21 protein-coding genes are annotated in these 17,751 nt (G+C 69.9%); 5 read left to right on the forward strand and 16 right to left on the reverse strand.

Annotated features, from left to right (window positions below):
* Positions 1-28: 28 nt before the first annotated feature.
* From ACQUS7_RS00670 to ACQUS7_RS00700, 7 genes are all read right to left on the reverse strand, one after another.
* Complete coding sequence (locus tag ACQUS7_RS00670; RefSeq protein ID WP_435128811.1) at positions 29-229, reverse strand: dodecin; 201 nt, start codon at positions 227-229, stop codon at positions 29-31.
* Positions 230-274: 45 nt separating this feature from the next.
* Positions 275-940, reverse strand: a complete 666-nt coding sequence (locus ACQUS7_RS00675) for a hypothetical protein (protein WP_435128808.1) — start codon at positions 938-940, stop codon at positions 275-277.
* Entirely contained in the window at positions 937-1,575 is a 639-nt protein-coding gene (locus ACQUS7_RS00680) for a hypothetical protein (RefSeq protein ID WP_435143535.1), read from the reverse strand. The genes ACQUS7_RS00675 and ACQUS7_RS00680 overlap by 4 nt, the downstream gene beginning before the upstream one ends.
* Before the next feature lie 46 nt (positions 1,576-1,621).
* Positions 1,622-2,635, reverse strand: a complete 1,014-nt coding sequence (locus ACQUS7_RS00685) for a metal-dependent hydrolase (RefSeq protein WP_435143537.1) — start codon at positions 2,633-2,635, stop codon at positions 1,622-1,624.
* Positions 2,636-2,731: 96 nt separating this feature from the next.
* Positions 2,732-3,349, reverse strand: a complete 618-nt coding sequence (locus ACQUS7_RS00690) for a mechanosensitive ion channel domain-containing protein (protein WP_435143540.1) — start codon at positions 3,347-3,349, stop codon at positions 2,732-2,734.
* A gap of 159 nt (positions 3,350-3,508) precedes the next feature.
* The gene (locus tag ACQUS7_RS00695; protein ID WP_435128797.1) at positions 3,509-3,751 is read right to left on the reverse strand and encodes a DUF5816 domain-containing protein; all 243 of its coding nucleotides are present in this window, start codon (positions 3,749-3,751) and stop codon (positions 3,509-3,511) included.
* Between the two features lie 120 nt (positions 3,752-3,871).
* Positions 3,872-4,795 (reverse strand): DMT family transporter, encoded by a 924-nt coding sequence (locus tag ACQUS7_RS00700; protein WP_435143544.1) that lies wholly within the window; start codon positions 4,793-4,795, stop codon positions 3,872-3,874.
* Between the two features lie 213 nt (positions 4,796-5,008).
* Between ACQUS7_RS00700 and ACQUS7_RS00705 the strand changes: the two genes are divergently transcribed.
* Positions 5,009-5,524: an Lrp/AsnC family transcriptional regulator gene (locus ACQUS7_RS00705; RefSeq protein ID WP_435143547.1), complete on the forward strand. Its 516-nt coding sequence runs from the start codon at positions 5,009-5,011 to the stop codon at positions 5,522-5,524.
* A 77-nt stretch (positions 5,525-5,601) separates the two neighbouring features.
* Here the strand turns inward: ACQUS7_RS00705 and ACQUS7_RS00710 are convergent, their stop codons facing one another.
* Positions 5,602-5,970 (reverse strand): HesB/IscA family protein, encoded by a 369-nt coding sequence (locus ACQUS7_RS00710; protein WP_435128788.1) that lies wholly within the window; start codon positions 5,968-5,970, stop codon positions 5,602-5,604.
* 185 nt (positions 5,971-6,155) lie between these two features.
* Here ACQUS7_RS00710 and ACQUS7_RS00715 point away from each other — a divergent pair, with 185 nt between their 5' ends.
* On the forward strand, positions 6,156-6,383 hold the full coding sequence (locus ACQUS7_RS00715) for a hypothetical protein (RefSeq protein WP_435143550.1): 228 nt from the start codon (positions 6,156-6,158) through the stop codon (positions 6,381-6,383).
* Positions 6,384-6,545: 162 nt separating this feature from the next.
* Here the strand turns inward: ACQUS7_RS00715 and hisD are convergent, their stop codons facing one another.
* Positions 6,546-7,817, reverse strand: a complete 1,272-nt coding sequence (gene hisD, locus ACQUS7_RS00720) for a histidinol dehydrogenase (protein ID WP_435145206.1) — start codon at positions 7,815-7,817, stop codon at positions 6,546-6,548.
* 90 nt (positions 7,818-7,907) lie between these two features.
* Here hisD and ACQUS7_RS00725 point away from each other — a divergent pair, with 90 nt between their 5' ends.
* Positions 7,908-8,894, forward strand: coding sequence for a hypothetical protein (locus ACQUS7_RS00725; protein ID WP_435143553.1), 987 nt, complete (start codon positions 7,908-7,910; stop codon positions 8,892-8,894).
* Positions 8,895-8,934: 40 nt separating this feature from the next.
* On the opposite strand, the gene ACQUS7_RS00730 is transcribed toward ACQUS7_RS00725, so the two are convergent.
* Both ACQUS7_RS00730 and ACQUS7_RS00735 read right to left on the reverse strand, forming a co-directional pair.
* Positions 8,935-9,357 (reverse strand): CBS domain-containing protein, encoded by a 423-nt coding sequence (locus ACQUS7_RS00730; RefSeq protein WP_435143556.1) that lies wholly within the window; start codon positions 9,355-9,357, stop codon positions 8,935-8,937.
* A 96-nt stretch (positions 9,358-9,453) separates the two neighbouring features.
* Complete coding sequence (locus ACQUS7_RS00735; RefSeq protein WP_435143559.1) at positions 9,454-9,888, reverse strand: RDD family protein; 435 nt, start codon at positions 9,886-9,888, stop codon at positions 9,454-9,456.
* Between the two features lie 334 nt (positions 9,889-10,222).
* Here ACQUS7_RS00735 and ACQUS7_RS00740 point away from each other — a divergent pair, with 334 nt between their 5' ends.
* The gene (locus ACQUS7_RS00740; RefSeq protein WP_435128773.1) at positions 10,223-11,365 is read left to right on the forward strand and encodes a glycosyltransferase family 2 protein; all 1,143 of its coding nucleotides are present in this window, start codon (positions 10,223-10,225) and stop codon (positions 11,363-11,365) included.
* A 34-nt stretch (positions 11,366-11,399) separates the two neighbouring features.
* Here ACQUS7_RS00740 and ACQUS7_RS00745 read toward each other — a convergent pair whose 3' ends face one another.
* Positions 11,400-12,317 (reverse strand): NAD(P)/FAD-dependent oxidoreductase, encoded by a 918-nt coding sequence (locus ACQUS7_RS00745; protein ID WP_435143563.1) that lies wholly within the window; start codon positions 12,315-12,317, stop codon positions 11,400-11,402.
* Complete coding sequence (locus tag ACQUS7_RS00750) at positions 12,314-13,549, reverse strand: ABC transporter substrate-binding protein (RefSeq protein ID WP_435143566.1); 1,236 nt, start codon at positions 13,547-13,549, stop codon at positions 12,314-12,316. Before ACQUS7_RS00750 ends, ACQUS7_RS00745 begins: the two co-directional genes overlap by 4 nt.
* A gap of 104 nt (positions 13,550-13,653) precedes the next feature.
* Between ACQUS7_RS00750 and ACQUS7_RS00755 the strand changes: the two genes are divergently transcribed.
* Positions 13,654-14,385 carry a sugar phosphate isomerase/epimerase family protein gene (locus tag ACQUS7_RS00755; protein WP_435143570.1) on the forward strand — a complete coding sequence of 244 codons (732 nt, stop codon included), beginning with the start codon at positions 13,654-13,656 and terminating at the stop codon, positions 14,383-14,385.
* 53 nt (positions 14,386-14,438) lie between these two features.
* Here ACQUS7_RS00755 and ACQUS7_RS00760 read toward each other — a convergent pair whose 3' ends face one another.
* Genes ACQUS7_RS00760 through ACQUS7_RS00770 form a run of 3 tightly spaced genes read right to left on the reverse strand, consistent with a single transcriptional unit; the run spans position 14,439 to position 17,574 of the window.
* On the reverse strand, positions 14,439-15,545 hold the full coding sequence (locus ACQUS7_RS00760) for a Gfo/Idh/MocA family protein (RefSeq protein ID WP_435143573.1): 1,107 nt from the start codon (positions 15,543-15,545) through the stop codon (positions 14,439-14,441).
* The gene (locus ACQUS7_RS00765; RefSeq protein WP_435143576.1) at positions 15,542-16,507 is read right to left on the reverse strand and encodes a sugar phosphate isomerase/epimerase family protein; all 966 of its coding nucleotides are present in this window, start codon (positions 16,505-16,507) and stop codon (positions 15,542-15,544) included. Before ACQUS7_RS00765 ends, ACQUS7_RS00760 begins: the two co-directional genes overlap by 4 nt.
* Entirely contained in the window at positions 16,504-17,574 is a 1,071-nt protein-coding gene (locus ACQUS7_RS00770; RefSeq protein ID WP_435143579.1) for a Gfo/Idh/MocA family protein, read from the reverse strand. The genes ACQUS7_RS00765 and ACQUS7_RS00770 overlap by 4 nt, the downstream gene beginning before the upstream one ends.
* Positions 17,575-17,751: the final 177 nt, after the last annotated feature.

Genomic DNA, 17,751 nt, shown 5'->3' on the forward strand with positions numbered 1-17,751 from the left:
CGTACGTCGCCGCCGGCTCTCGGCGTCGCTACTCCTGGACTTCGAATGCGACTTCCACTTCCGCCTGGTACTCACGGCCCTCGACGGACGCGATTTCGACGCCCATCTCCGTGACTTCGGCCCAGTGGACCTTGTCGAGGGTCTCCTCGGCGCGGTCGATGGCGTCGTCCGCGGCGTCGTCGAAGCTCTCGTCGCTGCTCCCGATGAGTGTCACCTTCTTGAATACCATGACAGTCGGTAGCAGGGGCGGCCGCGGGAAAAAGGTGTTCGCGGCTCAGGCGTCGCCGCTGCGCTCGTCCAGTTTCTCGGTGAGCGCGCCGGCGACGTCCGTGAGGTGGGCGGTCCCCCAGACGGCGACGACGACGCCGCCGATGGCGTCGAACACCAGGTCGAGCATCGTGTCCGAGAGGCCGTACTGAGTGAGGACGGAGCCGCTGCCGAGGACCGACGCGAGGCCGCTGACCGCGAACTCGATGACCTCCCAGAACACGCCGAACGCCAGGACGAACAGGAGGATGAACACGAACATGAACCGCGACGGGAGGTAGACGGCGTCCGAGTGCTCGTCGACGGCGCGCGCGACGGTGTAGCCGGCGGCGGCGACGACCGACGACGACAGCGCGTGCGTCATGTGGTCCCACCACCAGACGTTCGCGTAGAAGCTGTACCGCGACCCCGGGATGCCGACGGTTCCGAGCGCGTGCAAGAAGACGGCGACCGTGATCCACAGCGTCAGCCCGGCGTCCATCGGGACGTCGTACTCGCGTTCGAGCAGCGCCGGCAGGTAGGTGACCGCCAGCGCGACCGTCGCGTTCACCGCGATACCCATGTTGCCGCGGTCGACGCCGATGAACAGGAGGCCGACGAGCGACAGTTGCAGCACGCGTGAGAGCTGTTCTTGCCGCTTTTCGGAGATGCCGAGCGCGTCTCGGACGTTCACGGCTCGGCCACCTCGACTGCGACGCGCTCTGCGGCGTTCGACCGGCGCCGGAAGTAGAACTCGAACAGGAGGCCGGCGACGACGCCGGCGACCGTGGCGGCGACGAAGTCCCACATCAGCGCGGACTCGACGACCTCCTCCGGGCGGCCGTCGAGCAGCCAGTCGGTCCCAAGCAGGACGTCGGAGGCGTACCGCATCACGGCCCAGACGCCGGCGGCCGCCATCGTCGTCATCGTCACGAAGAACACGGCGAAACTGTGGTTCATCCGGACCGGCGTGAACACGTCCGTCTCGACGGCGACGATGAGCGCGACCGTCGCGACGGCGAGGTACGTCGTGATGCGGCCGGTGAGCGTCACGCCGGCGACGGTTTCGCCGGCGATGAGCGTCCGGCCGACCGCCGGCAGCGACGCGAGCGCGAGCACCTCCCACGGGAGCATCGCGGTCGGGTCGCGGAACGCGACCGGCGGAATCAGGGCGATGACGGCGACGGCGGCGACGAAGACGCCCCAGACGACGTCGCCGACGAGCAGTTCGCTTGTCGCGGTGAGCAGGAGGAACGCGACGACGAGCCAGCCGAGGACGGCGTTCAGCCGCCTCGCTTCGACCACTTCTCGCAGCCCGGACGTCGACATGAACCTCGATTCGGACCCGGCACTGAAAACCGTTCTCACCGTGCAGTCAGGCGACGCCGCCGAGGTACGCGAGCAGGTACGCCGCGGCGGCGACCGTCACCGCCGCGAGCGCCGTGAACACCGCACGTTCCGGGCCGGGTCGGGCGACGCCGATGCGCCACGTCCGGGGGCGGAGCCGGACGCGGGGCGCGACGCCGACGAGGCCGACCGCGAGCACGCTGAACACGAACGGGTACGACAGGTCGAGCGTCGGCGCGGGGATGACGAGGGCGGACGCGGCGTAGCCGGCGCCGGCGACCGCGCGGGCGTCGACGCGCGGCAGCAGCCTCGCCGGGCCGCCCGCGTCGGTCGCACGGATGCGCGCCCAGACGAGCGCCGCCGCCCAGACGGTGGCGAGTTCGACGCCGAACGCGGCGAGCAGGTGGAGCGTCGGGTCCGGGCTGAGCGCGACTCGGTGCGGCACCAGTTCGACGCCGAGCGGGTAGAGCAGCCGCGGCGGCTCGCCGGTGAACAGGTCGCCGAACGGGTGCGAGAGCAGTCCGAACGCGGCGACGGCGAACGTCCCTGCGGGCGTCAGGTCGGTCCGGCCGGCGACCGCGGCGGCGAGCAGCAGCGCGGCGACGGCGAACGCGAGCATGACGGCCGCGCCGAGCGCGCCGCTGACCGCGGCTGCGACGACGACGAGACAACCGAGCAGCGCGGCGCCGACCAGCCGCGCGTCGGTCCGGTCCGTGACCCAGAGCGCCGCGGCGGCCGCGACGACGGGCGCGACGACGAGCGAGTGTGTGACCGCGCGGTGGACGACGTTCCCGGTCGACCAGAACGTCGCGGCGAGCGACACCGCGTCGCCGGCGGCCGTCCCGCCAGCGCCGGTCGCGCCGGCGACACCGACGCCGCCGAGGTGGCTGGCGACGCCGACGAGCGCGTAGCCGATGTCGACGTCGGGGACGGCGGCGAACGCGGCGGCGACGATGCCCAGCGTCAGCGCCCGCTCGGAGCCCAGCCGGTGGGCGACGGCGGCGACGAGCGCGAACGCCAGGAGGGCGTGGCCGACGAACATACCGCGGAGTTACTCGTCACGAGCTATAAACTTCCTGTCGTGCGTGTCATCGACTCCCGGAGCCGCGCGTGTCGCGAGTATCCGGGTGGCAGCGGTTCACGGCGCCGAATCGGGTTCCGAGTCCGCCTCCGACGCCGGCGCCTCGGCGAGTTTCGTCCACTTCTTCTCGATTTCGCTGTTGCCGCGGACGACGGTGTCGTCGTCGACGCTGAGCCGGGTTTTCCGGAGTTCGATGGACCTGACGACGCCGGTGGTGCCGCCGATGTCGACGCGGTCGCCGGGGTTGAAGTCCGGGTCGCGGAGGAGGTAGACGCCGGCGACGGCGTCGGCGATCATGCTCGACAGCGCGTACGAGACGCCGAGCGCGAGGAAGCCGGCGGCGGTGCCGAGCGACTGCGCGATCTTGTCGAGGCCGACGATGGAGAGGAACGACAGGCCGACGCCGAACCAGAGGAAGGCGGCGACGATGGTGGTGATGAACTGTCGGTACACCGGTGATTCGCCCCCCAGCGTCCGTTCGAGCGCCCAGCGCACCGCGGTCGTCACCAGCTTCACGAGCAGCGCGGCGAGCAGCAAGAACACGACGCCGGCGATGACCTTCGGGAGCGCCGCCTCGATGTCGGCGACGAACGACCAGAGCGCGTCGCGGACGAGCCCCCCGAGGACGTCGCCGAACAGGGGAGCCGTCAGTCGGTGAGTCGAAGCCGGAAGCACGTGGGTGGCTGCTCACCGCGAACAGTTGGCTCTTTGGGGGCGCGGGCCAGCCGACGGGGGCCGTTTGGAGTCGACGCGAGTTAGCTGGAGACGCCGAGCGTCGCGCGGAGTCGACGCGAGTTAGCTGGAGACGCCGAGCGTCGCGCGGAGTCGACGCGGTTACTCGTGGGCGGCGTCCCACTCTTCGGGCTTCCGGATGTTCTCGCACCGGTTGCAGGCGATTCGGCCCATCGTATCCATGGCGTTGTCGACGGTCTCGCAGTTCCCGCAGAAGTAGCCCCAGCGGGTCTCCGCGTCGGCGTCGGCGTAGACGTGGAAGAACGGCGCCTCGGAGCCGCGTTCGGCGGCGGCGCGGTCGACGTACAGCGAACCGGCGTCGGTGTCGAGGACTTCGAGGTTCACGTATCATCGACGCCGTCTGCGGCCAAAAAGCTTCCCGGGTTCGCAGGTATTCCGCCCGCAGTTCCGGGTTCCCGGCGAGTCGGATGGGCGGTCAGCAGCCGCAACGCCGCGTCGGCCGGGTCAGACGCCGGCGGTGGCGCGGTCGGCGAGCCGACGGAGTTCGGCGCGCTTCACGACGGCGAAGCCGACGAGGATGCACGCGAAGCCGACGACGGTTCTGGGGGCGACGACCTCGCCGAGGACGGCCCAGGCGACGCCGGCGGCGACGAGCGGTTCGACGTAGCCGACGAGGTTCAGTTCGGTCGGGCCGACGACGTCGAGCAAGTGGAAGTAGACGAGGTAGGCGACGGCGCCGGCGAGCAGCGTCAGGTACGCGAACGCCGCGATGGACTCGGCCGTCCAGGCGACGTCGCTGACGGATTCGCCGCGGAACCAGCCGCCGACGTGGAGGACGGCGGCGCCGCCGAGCATCGCCCATCCCTGCGTGGTCCGGGTCGGGAGGTCGGTTGCGAGCGGGCGGCTGAGCACCGAGCCGAACGCGAACGACGCGGCGCCGGCGAGCACGAGCAGCACGCCCGCGACGTCGGTGCCGACGAATCCGGACGGACTGATGCCGGCGACGACGGCGACGCCGAGGAAGCCGAAGAGGACGCCGGCGACCCGCGTCAGGTCCAGCGACTCGCTGCGGAGGACGACCGCGGAGAAGCCGACGGTCAAGACGGGATTGAGGCCGATGAGCGTGGCGGCGACGGCGCCGCTGACGTGTTCGACGCCGAGGAACAGCAGGCCGTGGTAGCCGGCGAAGACGAACAGCGCCGCGGCGCCGACGGAGAGCCATTCGCGGCCGCGCGGCCGCCAGCGCTCCACCGTTGTCGCCGCGTAGGCGACGACGAGCAGTCCGGCGACGTCGTAGCGCAGCGCCGCGAACGACAGCGGCGGGAAGTAGTCGAGCCCCAGTTCGATCCAGACGAACGACCCGCCCCACAGCAGCGCGAGCACCGCGAACAGCGCGGCCGGAGGGAGAGTCCGCCAGTCCCAGTTCATGTCTATCCAAGATTCTTGGAGTATTTTAGAGTTTCCTTCAACTAGCCCCCGTGTTGCTGTGTCACGAACGGCTTGGGAGACACCTGACGGGATATCCCATCACGAATGTCCGGGCGGTTTGCGTCGTCGGAGAGCGGTGAGATGTGTCGGGAGTCCTTCCGTGCGCCCCGGAGCCGGTGGCTATTTGCGGTCGCCGGGTGACACGGTAGCCAGATGGACGAGCGCGACGTCACCATCCTGAAAGCCATCGCGGACCTCGAAACCGGGAGCCCGGAGCGGCTCCACGAGGAGACCGGGATTCCGGTGTCCACGATTCACTACCGGCTGAACAACCTCCGCGACGCCGGCGTCATCGAGAACGACCTGTACGACGTCGACCTCGACGCGCTGGGGCTCGGCGTCACCGTCGTCCTCGACGTGTTCACGGACTACTCAGGCACACACCACGACGTCGGGGAGAAGCTCGCCGAAATCGAGGGGGTGACGCAGGTGTACTTCACGATGGGCGAGACGGACTTCATGGTCACCGCGCACCTCTCCGGCCGCGAGATGGTCGAGCGGCTCATCACGGACTTCGAGCGAATCGACGAGGTGGAGCGGACGAACTCGACGTTCGTCGTCGAAACCGTCGCGGACGCACACAGCGCGCTCCAGAGTTACAGCCTCGACACGCTCGTCGCGGAACTCACCGACGGCGGCGCGCAGGCCGACGCGGACGACGACAGCTGACGACGACGGCCGACGCTGGCGGAGCAAAGAGGAACGCAGAACCGACTTTCCGGGCAGCCGGGGTCGATGCCGCCGCGTTACGTCCGGAACGACTCGCCGCAGCCGCACTCCGCTTCGATGTTCGGGTTCTCGACGTGGAATCCCTCCGCCTGCAGGCCACCTTCGTAGTCCAGCGTCGAGCCGCCGATGTAGTTCAGCGACGACGGGTCGACGAACACGCGCAGCCCGTGCTGGACGACGACGCGGTCGTCCTCCTCCGGCTCCGTATCGAACCGCATCCCGTAGCTCAGCCCGGCGCAGCCGCCCTGCTGGACGAACAGCCGGAGCCCGGCGACGTCCGTGTCCATCCCTTCGCCCTCCAGAAGCGACACCGCTTCCTCGGCGGCGTCGGGCGTCACCGACACTACCGGGTCCGCGCTGCCGCCATCGGACGCGTCAGTACTCATGTGCGGATAATCCGGCTGTGTCCTCATAACCCTGACGCCGACGGAGGCTTCGACGTGTTCGACCGGGACGCAGACGGCGGCGGACCGGCCTCCGAGGACCGCGCGGCAGCGGTGTCGGCGCCACGTAGCCACCGTCCGAGTACGATTTCAACAGACCGAAATGCCGCTCCAGCCAGCCGTTCGATATGGCACGTGACTTCTCGTTCCGGAGCTTCGTGCGGGAACTCGGTTCCCGTCTCGCCGCCGCGGGCGTCGTCCTCGGGATATTCTTCGGGCTCGCCCGCCTCAAAACGGCCGACATCCCCGTGGTTTCGGCCGCGCTGGAGACGCAGTTCGCGTTCTTCGTCGCCGCATTCGGCCTCGTGGGGCTCGCGGCCGCCCTCTGGATCGGCTTCCGGCAGTACACCGAGTGAACCATCGAGCAGGCTTCGGGTCGCAAACGGACGGCTCGACGTCGCTCCGCCCGTATCGACATCGCCCGATTCGTCTCTCGACCCGCCGCTCGGGCATCGAGCAGAGTAGCACAGAGCAGCGAGCGGTAACCACCGAACGTCCGTCCGCAGCGGCCGCCCGCCCTATTCGAACCGTTTCCGGACGCTCTCGGCGTGGGCGTCGAGGCCCTCGGCCTCGGCGAGCAGCGTCACGGTGTCGGCGAGGTCGGCGAGGCCGTCCTCGTCGAGTCGCTGGACGGTCGACGAGCGGAGGAAGGTGTCGACGGAGAGGCCGCCGAAGGCTTTCGCGCCGCCGTTCGTCGGCAGGACGTGGTTCGTACCGGAGGCGTAGTCGCCGGCGGCGACGGGCGTGTACGGCCCGAGGAACGCGGAGCCGACGTTGCTGACGCGGTCGAGCAGCACCTCGTCGTCGTCGGCCTGAATCGACAGGTGCTCGGGGGCGTACTCCTCGGCGAACAGTACTGCCTCGGACATCGACCGGGCGACCAGGACGCCGGAGGCGTCGGCGCCGAGGGCGGCCCGAATCGTCTCCTCGCGGTCGCGGTCGGCGGCCTGTTCGTCGACCGCTTCCGCGACCGCCGCGGCGACGTCCTCGTCGTCGGTGACGGCGACGACGGACGCGTCCGAGTCGTGTTCCGCCTGGGCGACGAGGTCGGCGGCAACCAGTTCCGGGTCGGCGGTGTCGTCGGCGAGCACGAGCAGTTCGCTCGGCCCGGCGAGGAAGTCGATTTCGACGTCGCCGCGGACCTCGGCTTTCGCCGCGGTCACCCACTTGTTGCCCGGGCCGACGATCTTCCGGACGGCGCGGACCGTCTCGGTGCCGTACGCGAGCGCCGCGACGCCCTGCGCGCCGCCGGCGGAGTAGACGGCGTCGGCGCCGGCCTCGTGAATCGCGGCGAGCGTCACGGGGTCGATGTCGTCGGCCGGCGGCGTCACGACGGCGACGTGGTCGACGCCCGCCACGGTCGCCGGCACGACGCCCATGATGGCCGAGGAGGGGTAGGCGGCGGTGCCGCCGGGGACGTAGACGCCGACGCGGTCGATGGGGCGGAACCGGCGGCCGAGCGTCCGGCCGTCGCCGAACTCCTCGGTCCAGTCCGACGGGCGCTGCGCCTCGTGGAACTCCCGGACGTTCTCGATGGCGTCCCGGACGGCGGCGAGTTCGTCGTCGCCGACCGCGTCGACGGCGCGCTCGGCCTCGTCGGTGATGTCGATGTTGGCGACGTCGACGTCGTCGAACTCCTGGGAGAACCGGCGGATTGCCGCGTCGCCCTCGTCGCGAACCGTCTCCACGATTTCGCGGACGTCGCCGCGGACCGCGTCGACCCCGGCGTCCCGGTCGAAGAAGGCGCGACGTTCGCCCGTCGAGAGGTCGGCGACGTCGCGCGGTGTCAGCGTCATGGCCGACGTTCGGGCCGCGGCGCGAAAAGTCGTTCCGGTCCCGCGAGCGAGGTTTTGAAGGCCCGGGTGTGCGTCGTCGGAACCGTGCAGCCCTCCACGCAGTCACGGCGGACAGTCCTCGCGCTCGCCGGAACCGCCGCGGTCGGCAGCCTCGCAGGCTGCCTCGACGCACTCGGCGGAGACGGCGGCGGCGACGGCGACGGCCGCGCGCTGAAACTCTCGATGGAGCACGAAGAGGGGTCGCTCCGAGACCGGTTCGTCCGCTCGCTCGACGACAGCGGCTCGTCGGGAGACGAGGCGGCGTTCGCGGCGGCGCGCAACGGCACGGCGTACACGACGACGTTCCACACGCCGTTCCTCGCCCGCGGCGAACCGGCGTACGCAGAACACGACGGCACCTACTACGAACTCGGCTCCGTCGTCGTCGACGAGTCGACGGCGACGCACCCGGTGCTCAGGCTGAAGACCGTCGGCCGAACCGACCAGCTCGACTCGGTCCCCGAACACGTCGACGCGTCGTCGCTTCCCGCGGTCGACGAGCGCGCCGTCCACGTCGCCCACATGGCGGCTCGCGCCCGCGGCAACGCCGGCGGCTACCCGCGCGAACTCGTCGACCGCGGCGGCTACGTCTACCGCGACGAGGACGCCGTCGCCGACAGCAGCCTCCTCGACGGGTCGCCGCCGAGCCACGTCGCCTTCCGCGACACCATCTACGCCGTCGACGTCGCGCGCGAACGGTTCCACGAGCCGGTGTACCGCGCCGTCGTCGAACCGGTCGCCGACGACCCGGCGCAGATGGAGGAAATCCTCCGCGCCCGCCTCGTCACGGCGTCCGTCGAGCGAGAACAGCTCTCAGAAGCCGCGCGGTCCATCATGCGGGAGGCCGCCGCTGAAGGGTACGCCGAGAGCCACCCGTACTCGGACGGATACCGAGAGGTGCTGAAAGCGCTGCACCGCAGGGCCTACCTCGACGGGAACGTCGAGAAGGACGCCGGCGACGACGACCCGTCGTTCCGGTACATCGAGTACGGCGGCGAGTACTACGAGTACCTGCTGCGGTTCACGACGTGACCGCGCAGGCCCGGAGGACCCACCGCTGCCCGTCGGCCTGTTACGGCGAGTAGCCGGGCGACTGCGACTCGATGACCGTCGCGACGTCTTCCAGCTCCTCGCCGACGACCGCGACCACGTCGTCGAGCGTGACGACGCCCTCGATGTCGCCGTGGTCGTCGACGACCGGGAGCCGCCGCACACCGGCTTCGGCCATCCGCTTCGGGAGGTCGACGGCTTCGGCGTCGCCTTCGATTGTCACCGGGTTCTCAGACATGACGTCGGCAGCCTCCAGTTCGTCGAGGTTCCGGCCGTTCCCGTAGGCGACGGCGACGTCGCGGTCGGTGAGGACGCCGACCGGCGACTCGTTTTCGGTGACGACGACGTCGCCGATGCCGTCTTCGGCCATCGTTTCCGCGACCGATTCGACCGAGTCGTCCGGCGAAGCCGTTACCGGCTCGACTGCGAGGTGGTGGACCGGCATACGGGGGAGTCGTCGGTGCGAGCGCCGGAAAACGTGGTGGCCGAACGGTTCGCTCCGCCTCGTCGCCGGCGCCGGGCAGCGGCGTGGGAGTGCGGTTCAGGCGCGGACGACGACGGTTTCGGCGAGCCTGTCGAAGACGCGCTGGCGGGTGTCGCTGGCCGCCATCGACGCGAGCGCGACGAGGTAGACGAGCCACCCCGGCATCACCACCGCCGGGAGGTTTCGGACGAACGCCTGACCCACCGAGCAGTCGCCGCCGCGGCGGTCTACGACGCGGATGCCGACGAACTTCTTGCCGAGCGTCTGTCCGTCCCAGTACCCTTCGAGCAGGCCGCCGTACAGCGGCAGCGTGAGGATGCCGACGGCGACCGGCCCGGTGCCGCTCCCGCCGAGGAGCGCTCCGAGCGCCACCGCGACGACGAGTATCTGAACCGTCATCGCGATGACGTCGATGATCTGTGCGACGATGCGGCCGCCGACCACGTCGGTCCTGTCGCGGAGCTGTGCGGACCGCGGCTGGCTGGAGGGCATACGCCGGCGAATTCGGCGAATTCCCTGCTAAACGTTGCGGTTCGCCGCCGAACAGTCGTTCGGTTCCGGGCGTCCGGACCGACGAACTCAACGAGAGGGTCGGCGGGGCTGCGCGGTCAGAGCGTGGACGGAGTGTATCGAGCACAGCATCCCTGTGGTCGAGTCGAGGTCTGGTGTGCCGTGACCTGCCGCTCCGAAAAGCAGGCTACCGACGCAGAATTCCTCGTGATCGTTCACAATATTTCTGCTGTGTGTAATCGTATTTAAACACCAGAATCGCCTTACTGGTCCGGATTCCGTCAGTGTTTAGAGCGGCGTCCGCGGAGTGACGCGTGTGCTCGTCCGACTGGTCCTCGTACTGGGAAGTCTCGTCGGGACGGTCCTCCTCGCGTACTTCGTCCTCGGGCTCCTCGGCTACCTGCTGTATCGGCCCGAGACCGCCTCGGAACCGGCCGAAAACGTCCGGTTCGTCGTCCCGACGGTCGGCGCCGACCACGTCCGCGATTCGCTGCTGGAGTGTCTCGACCACCACCGCGACCGGTTCAGCGACTACACAGTGTACTGTCTCACCGACGAGGGCGCCGACCTGGAGGCGGAGCTCCGCGCGCTCGACGGCGTCGAGACGGTCGTCGTGCCGGACGACTACGACTGCGACGCGGTCGCGAAGGGCCGCGCCATCCAGTACTTCATCGACACCGTCGTCGCCGACGCCCCCGACTACTGGTACTCGTTCATCGACGACGACAACCTCGTCCGCGACGACCGCTTCCTCTACGAGATTCCGGTGCAGGAGGCCAAGGGCCGCGGCGCGATGAACGCGGTGCTCTCCCCGCGGCGCGGCGACAGCACCGTGACGTACATCATGGACCACATCCGCCTGCTCGACGACCTCACCGTGTTCCGGGCGTTCACGGGGCTGTTCGGCCGGCCGTACATCGGCTTCCACGGCGAACTGCTCACCGCCCGCGGGGACGTGCTGCTCGACGTCGGCTTCGACCGCGAAACCATCGTCGAGGACTTCGCGTTCGCCGCCGAACTCGTCCGGAACGACGTGCGGACGTGGCAGTCGCGGACCAGGGTCAGCATCCTCAGCCCGCACACGCTCGAAGCCCTGTTCGAGCAGCGCTCCCGGTGGTTCATCGGGACGTGGAACCTGCTGTGGAGCGCCTCGCCGGTCACCCGCGCGCTGACCGGACTCCGGTTCTCCTCGTGGGTGTGCGCCATCGTCGCCGGGCCGCTCGGCACGCTGCTGTGGTACTCCTCCGGCGGCGTCGCCCTCCCAGACGTCCTCGAACTCGCGCCGACGCTCGCCGGCGTCGTCTACGGCGGCACCTACCTGTACGGCGTCGGCCGCGTCGGCGGCAGCCGGTGGCCGGTGCTCGCGCTCGCGCTGCCGCTGTACGCCGTGTTCGAAGCGCTCTCCCCGATATACGCGGTGCTGTTCTCCGGGAACGAGTTCACCGTCATCGAGAAGTGAGTCGCGGCGGCGGCGGCGCGCCGCCCGGTGCGGCTCAGTCGCCGTCGACGCGGTCGAGGTACGCCCTGATTCGGTCGGTGTCGATGTGTTCGAGCAGCCGGTCGTGCGCGCGCTGCTCTCGACGGTCGATTTCGTCGTCGGAGACGTACATGTCGAGCCGGTCGTCGATTTCGCGTTCGCGGAGGCGCTCGTACTCCGCGTCGCTGACGTCGAGGTCGTCCGGCGCGGCGTCGTCGAAGTAGTCGCGCCACCGGTCGCGGTCGCCCCACTCGGGGTCGCGGGCGCGCTCGCGGCGGACCCAGTCGACCCGGTCTGCGGCGTCGTCCCAGTAGCCCTCGTCGCGCCGGGCGTCGCCGACGACGTGTCGGCCGACGAGCGCGCCGTGGCCCGCCGCCGTAATCGCCTGCGTGCTCACCGACTCGACGGGCGAGGCGACGTACAGGCCGTCGATCGGGGTTCGGCCGTCGCGGTCGGCGTAGGTCCGGTCGAAGTGCTCGTGGACCTCGCCGTCGTGCTCGTGCGATTCGAACATGGCGTCCTCGTCGCCGAGCGGCCGGAGGTAGTCGGCGTCGTACCGCGCCGCCGCGACGACGGACGCCGCCTCGACGGTTCTGCCGTCCTGCGTCTCGACGACGAAGCCCGACGGCTCGGCGTCCTCCTCCCTGTCGGCGTCCGGACGCGTGACGGACTCGACGAGGTCGTCGACGAGGTCGCAGCCGGCTTCGCGCGCGTGGTCGTGCGCGAGGTCGTAGAACGTCTCGACGTCGATGCCGCCGGGGAAGCCGAGGTAGTTTTCGAGGTGCGCACACCGGCGCAGCGAGGAGTTCCCGCGATCGAAGACGACGGTGTCGAGCCCGTACCGCGCGGTGAACACGCCCGCCGAACAGCCGGCCGGTCCGCCGCCGACGATGACGACGTCGTAGCGGTCGGCCGCGTCGCTGTCGGCGGTCATTCTTCGACCGACCCGGTGACCGCGGCGGCGACCTTCGTCCGGTCGAACAGCCACTCGTCTTCGGGAATCTCCGGGTACGGCTGCCCGTCGGTGTACTCCGGCCACTCGCCGAACACGTCGGGGTACAGCTGCTTCGCCGTCATCTCCGTCTGGAACAGGTTCATGATCGGCCCCTGATACCGCATCCCCTGGGCGTACACGCGGCCGTTCTGGACCGCCGAGAGCTGCTTGCCGACCGGGTCCTTCTCGAGCTGTGAGCGGACGTCGCTCATCGCGTAGTTCGGCGTCATCCCCCAGAGGTGGAGGATGACGTCAGGGTCGGCTTCCAGCATCGCCTCGTAGCCGACCTGGCCCCAGAGCTGCCCCCAGTCCTTCTCGGCGAACGCGTCGATGGCGCCGAGCGGCCGGGTGTCCGCCAGCCAGTAGCCGGGCCGGTTCAGGTGGTACGTCCAGAAGCTGTCGCTGCTGAGCGTGACCCGGACCGCCGTCGGCCGCTCCTCCTTCGGCGGCAGGTTCGCCTCGATGGTCGAGAGCATCTCCCGCCGGACCGACGCGAGCGCCTCGTAGCGCTGCCGTTCGCGGAACACCTGCGCCACCTTCCCGAACATGTCCCACAGCGAGTAGTACTGGTAGCTGTCGGCGTACGCCTCCGGCGGATCGGCGTGCGTCCCGCTGTAGAAGTTCCCGAACCACGGCGCGACGGCGCTGCCGACCTCCTCGACGTCGCTCTGGCTCCAGTTGTTCTGCGTCGACGCCCACGCGGGGTCGGCGAAGTGGACGTCGCTGCCGAGGTCGAAGAGCAGCTCCTTGCTCAGCCCGTCGCTGAGCGGGTCGGTCAGGCCCTTCCAGTCGAACGAGACGCCGTCGAGGCAATCGTAGTAGTGGTTCATCGTCGTCCCCGACATCTCGGGGACGTACACCGAGTTGACGGCGTCGCCGTGGCCGAGCGCGACGGCCATGTCGGCGTACTGCGGGAACACGGTGAAGACGTTCTCCGGCGGCGCGTCGAACGCGACGTCGCCCATCGGCGCCATCGACACCGTGTACGGCCCGGATTCCGTCGTCGATTCGGTCGTCCCCGACTCCGGGGTCGCGGTCGGTGTCTTCACGTCGTCGGTCGGCGTCGCGTCGCCGCCGCTCGTACAGCCGGCGAACAGCCCCGCCGTGAGGACCGCCCCGCCCGCTCTCAGCGCGTCTCTCCGCGTCGGCGTCGACGAGTCGTCTGCGTCCATACTGTTTAGGGCCGCCTAATCACTGATAAGCCCATCGAACTTTAGGGAGCCCTTAATCGGGGTCCGCGCCCGGATTTAATGGGCCCGCGGTCGACCACGCGACCATGACCGACCTCGGCTTCCAACTGCACAGCCTCCACGCGGTCGACGACTCGCTCCACGACGTCGTTCGCCGCGTCGGCGAGGCGCCGTTCGACGGCGTCGAGTTCGCCGGCCTCGACGACGCCGACCCGGCGGAGCTGGCCGACACGCTCGACGATGCGGGCCTCGCCGTCGCGGGCGCCCACGTCGACCTCGACGCCCTCGAATCGGACGTGGGCGGCGTCGCCGACACGTACGCCGCGCTCGGCTGCCGCGCCATAACGGTTCCGTGGCTCGACCCGGAGCACTTCGACTCCGTGGACGCCGTCGAGGCCGCCGCCGACCGGCTCACCGCCGTCGGCGACGCGCTCGACGACCGCGGGTTCGACCTCCACTACCACAACCACGACCAGGGGTTCGTCGACCTCGACGGCGAACCGGCGCTCGACGTGCTGCTCGACGCGGCCGACGGGGTCGGCCTCGAACTCGACCTCGGCTGGGCGGGCGCCGCCGGCCACGACCCGCTCGCCGTCCTCGACGACCACGCCGACCGGGTCGACCTCGTCCACCTGAAAGACTACGACGAGACGACTAGGAAACCGACGGCGGTCGGCACGGGCGACCTGGACGTCGAGGCGGCCGTCGAACTGGTCCGCGACCACGAGTTCGACTGGCTCGTCTACGAAGCGGAAGGCCGCCCGGACAGCTACGAGACGCTGGCGCACGCGACCGACGTCGTCGAACAGTACTGGTAGGCGACGCGGACCGGAGAATCGCGGAGAGTCGAGGGTTGCTCGGCGGGAGGCGGTCAGCGGTCAGCGTCGACGTCGACCCACTCTCCGCGGGCGTCGCTGCGTTCGACGGCGTCGAGCACCGCCTGAACGCGGCGCGCGTCGTCGAACGACGGCCGGAACGAGTCGTCGCCGGCGACCGCCGACAGGAACTCGTAGTTCTCGTGGACGAACGTGTGTTCCCAGCCGAGGACGTGCCCCGGCGGCCACCAGTGGTCGAGGTACGGGTCGTCCTCGTCGGTGACCAGCACGGTCTCGTAGCCGCGGGCGCCCTCCCGCATCAGTTCGAGTTCGTTCAGCCGTTCGAGCGAGAACCGGAGGCTGCCCTTCGAGCCGTGCACCTCGATGGTGTGGTCGTTCTTGTGGCCGGCGGCGACGCGGGAGGCTTCGAGCGTGCAGGTCGCGCCGTTCGCCAGCGTCGCCTGTGCGGAGTAGGCGTCGTCGACGGTGACCGGTCGCGTCTCGCCCGCCGGCGTGTCGCGCTCCTCGACGAACGTCTCCAGTCGGCCGGAGACGCCGACGACGTCGTCGACGAGGAACTGGACGAGGTCGACGGTGTGCGCGCCGAGGTCGCCGAGCGCCCCGGAGCCGGCACGCTCGGCGTCCATCCGCCACGTCCACGGCGCGTCCGCGTCGACCAGCCAGTCCTGCAGGTAGCGGCCGCGCACCTGCCGAATCTCGCCGAGCTCGCCGGCGTCGATGAGCCGCTTCGCGAGCTGAATCGCCGGGATGAACCGGTAGTTGAACCCGCAGCCCGCGACGGCGTCCGACTCCGCGGCTGCCGACGCCATCTGCTCGGCGCCGGCCATCGTCGGCGCGAGCGGCTTCTCACACAGCACGTGGACGCCGGCGTCCAGCGCCGCGACGGACGGTTCGACGTGCAGGAAGTTCGGGCCGAGGTTGTACAGGACGTCCACGTCGTCGACGACGTCCTCCCAGTCGGTCGCCGCCCGGTCGAAGCCGAGCCGGTCGCGGGCGTCCGTCAGCGCGTCCTCGTCGCGGCCGACGACGACCGCCCGGTTCGTCTCCGGCGCCTCCGGGAAGAACATCGACAGCCGCGACAGCGCGTTCGCGTGCGCCTTCCCCATGAACCGGTAGCCGATGAAGCCGACGTCGAGCGTCACGCCCAGAACGCCTCCCCGGGCGACGTCTCGAAGACGGCGCGCTGCAGCACGTCCACCGCCTTCTCGAGTCCCTCCCGGCTGCTCGTCAGCGCGTCCTCGTGTTCGATGGAGAGCGCGCCGTCGTAGCCGACCATGCGGAGCGTCGACACGACGTCCTTCCAGTGCGCCTCGCCGTGGCCGTAGCCGACCGACCGGAACAGCCACGACCGGTCCTCGACGTCGCCGTACGGCGTCGTGTCGAGGACGCCCTTGGTCCGCGCGTTCGACTCGTACACCTTCGTGTCCTTCGCGTGGACGTGGTGGATGGCGTCGCGGTCACCGAGGAGCCGTATCGCCTCGGGCATGTCGATGCCCTGCCAGTAGAGGTGCGACGGGTCGAAGTTCGCGCCGATGCGGTCGTTGGTGCGCTCGCGCAGTTCCAGCATGCCGTGCGGCTCGTACACCAGCATGTTCGGGTGCATCTCGACGGCGACGTCGACGCCGTGGGAGTCGGCGAACGCCGCGAGGTCGGCCCAGTACTCCTCGGCGACGCCCCACTGGTACTCGTGGGCGTCGGCGTGTTCGCTCGGCCACGGTGCCGTAATCCAGTTCGGCACCTCGTCGTTCGGGCCGCCCGCCGGGAGCCCGGAGAACGCCGTCACGGTGTTCACGTCGAGCTGAGCGGCGAGCTCGACGGCTTCGCGGAGTTCGGTGTCCGCGCGGTCGGCGGTGTCGTCGTCCGGGTGGAGCGGATTGTTGTGCGTCGCCAGCGCGGACACCGACAGGCCGTGTTCGTCGAGCGTGTCGCGGAGCGCCGCCCGTGCGTCCGGGTCGTGGAGGTGTCGCTCACGCGGGAGGTGCGCGTCGCCGGGGTGGCCGCCGCAGCCGAGTTCGACGGCGTCGACGCCGATGCCGGCGAGGTACTCCAGGGTGTCCTCGAGCGGTTCGTCATGGAACGGAACGGTGAGTACGCCGACGTTCATTGGTCGAGTGTCACGGCGGAACCGGCGTCCGCCGACCGGTAAATCGCGTCGATGACGCGCTGGACGTCGAGCGCCTGTTCGACCGTGTTTCGCGCGGGCGCCTCGCCGGCCCGAACCCCCTCGAAGAACCGGGCGAGTTCGCGTCGGTGCGTCGGTTCGTCGCGCGTCTCGACGGCGGTGTCGGTGAAGTGCGGGTCGCCGACGTCGGCGACCTCGTGGATGGTGAGATCGCCCGCGTGCCGGTCGAGGGTCGCTCCGCCGTCGGTGCCTTGCACGACGAAGTCGTGTTCGGGCGGCCGGTTCGTCGCCCAGGCGACTTCGAGCGAGACGGTCTGTCCGTCGGCGGTCCGGACGAACGCCGTGACGGAGTCGTCGACGTCGAACTGGCTCTCCTCGCCGTCTTCGCCCCACATGTCGAGGTAGGTGTAGTCCGCGCGACTCCCGAACGCCGACCGGGTCTGGCCCGAAACCTCGACGAGGTCCGGGAAGTCGAGGAAGTGAAGCGCGAGGTCGATGGCGTGGACGCCGATGTCGATGAGCGACCCGCCGCCCGACAGCTCTTTCGTCGTGAACCAGCCGCCGCGCCCGGGGACGCCGCGACGCCGGACGAAGTTCGCCTCGACGTGCGTCACGTCGCCGAACCGGCCCCGCTCCTGGTAGCCCTTGAACACCTCGACGGCCGGCAGGAACCGGTTGTTGAACCCGACCATGCAGAAGCCGTCCGCGTCGCGGGCGGCCGCGGCGATGCGTTCCGCGCTGTCGAGCCTGTGCGCCAGCGGCTTCTCACAGAGCACGTCGACGCCGGTTTCGAGCGCCTCGACGACGTACTGCTCGTGGAACTTGTTCGGCGTCGTCACGATGACCGCGTCGATGCCCTCGTCGGACAGTCCGGCGTACGTCTCGAACGTCGGCACGTCGTACTCCGCGGCGAACGCGTCGCGCGCGCCCTCGGCGACGTCGACGCCGCCGACGAGCGTCTCGCCGAGGTCGCGGACGTAGTCGGCGTGGTGCGTGCCGATGCCGCCGAGCCCGACGATTCCGACGCGGACCGTGTCAGCTGTACCCATACGCCGACCACGTGAAGACGGATGTAGTAATTTTTCATTCGTCACCGAGTTGCGCGTTCAGGGGCCGCTGTCGTCGCCGTCTCACCCGACCGCACCGGCCGACTTGCCGGGAACTACGGACCCCAACCACACTTGCCCTAATTCAACCACAATTGTTTTAGGTTCCACCTGCGTTGT

This window comes from Halobaculum sp. P14, from assembly GCF_051195155.1.
Classification (GTDB): Archaea; Halobacteriota; Halobacteria; order Halobacteriales; family Haloferacaceae; genus JBNTKA01.

What these genes read in the sequence shown, in the direction of transcription:
- ACQUS7_RS00670 (WP_435128811.1), bottom strand. Translation starts at nt 229, where the DNA reads ATGGTATTCAAGAAGGTGACACTCATCGGGAGCAGCGACGAGAGCTTC.
- ACQUS7_RS00680 (WP_435143535.1), bottom strand. Translation starts at nt 1,575, where the DNA reads ATGTCGACGTCCGGGCTGCGAGAAGTGGTCGAAGCGAGGCGGCTGAAC.
- ACQUS7_RS00685 (WP_435143537.1), bottom strand. Translation starts at nt 2,635, where the DNA reads ATGTTCGTCGGCCACGCCCTCCTGGCGTTCGCGCTCGTCGCCGCCGTC.
- ACQUS7_RS00700 (WP_435143544.1), bottom strand. Translation starts at nt 4,795, where the DNA reads ATGAACTGGGACTGGCGGACTCTCCCTCCGGCCGCGCTGTTCGCGGTG.
- ACQUS7_RS00705 (WP_435143547.1), top strand. Translation starts at nt 5,009, where the DNA reads ATGGACGAGCGCGACGTCACCATCCTGAAAGCCATCGCGGACCTCGAA.
- ACQUS7_RS00710 (WP_435128788.1), bottom strand. Translation starts at nt 5,970, where the DNA reads ATGAGTACTGACGCGTCCGATGGCGGCAGCGCGGACCCGGTAGTGTCG.
- ACQUS7_RS00715 (WP_435143550.1), top strand. Translation starts at nt 6,156, where the DNA reads ATGGCACGTGACTTCTCGTTCCGGAGCTTCGTGCGGGAACTCGGTTCC.
- ACQUS7_RS00730 (WP_435143556.1), bottom strand. Translation starts at nt 9,357, where the DNA reads ATGCCGGTCCACCACCTCGCAGTCGAGCCGGTAACGGCTTCGCCGGAC.
- ACQUS7_RS00735 (WP_435143559.1), bottom strand. Translation starts at nt 9,888, where the DNA reads ATGCCCTCCAGCCAGCCGCGGTCCGCACAGCTCCGCGACAGGACCGAC.
- ACQUS7_RS00745 (WP_435143563.1), bottom strand. Translation starts at nt 12,317, where the DNA reads ATGACCGCCGACAGCGACGCGGCCGACCGCTACGACGTCGTCATCGTC.
- ACQUS7_RS00750 (WP_435143566.1), bottom strand. Translation starts at nt 13,549, where the DNA reads ATGGACGCAGACGACTCGTCGACGCCGACGCGGAGAGACGCGCTGAGA.
- ACQUS7_RS00755 (WP_435143570.1), top strand. Translation starts at nt 13,654, where the DNA reads ATGACCGACCTCGGCTTCCAACTGCACAGCCTCCACGCGGTCGACGAC.
- ACQUS7_RS00765 (WP_435143576.1), bottom strand. Translation starts at nt 16,507, where the DNA reads ATGAACGTCGGCGTACTCACCGTTCCGTTCCATGACGAACCGCTCGAG.
- ACQUS7_RS00770 (WP_435143579.1), bottom strand. Translation starts at nt 17,574, where the DNA reads ATGGGTACAGCTGACACGGTCCGCGTCGGAATCGTCGGGCTCGGCGGC.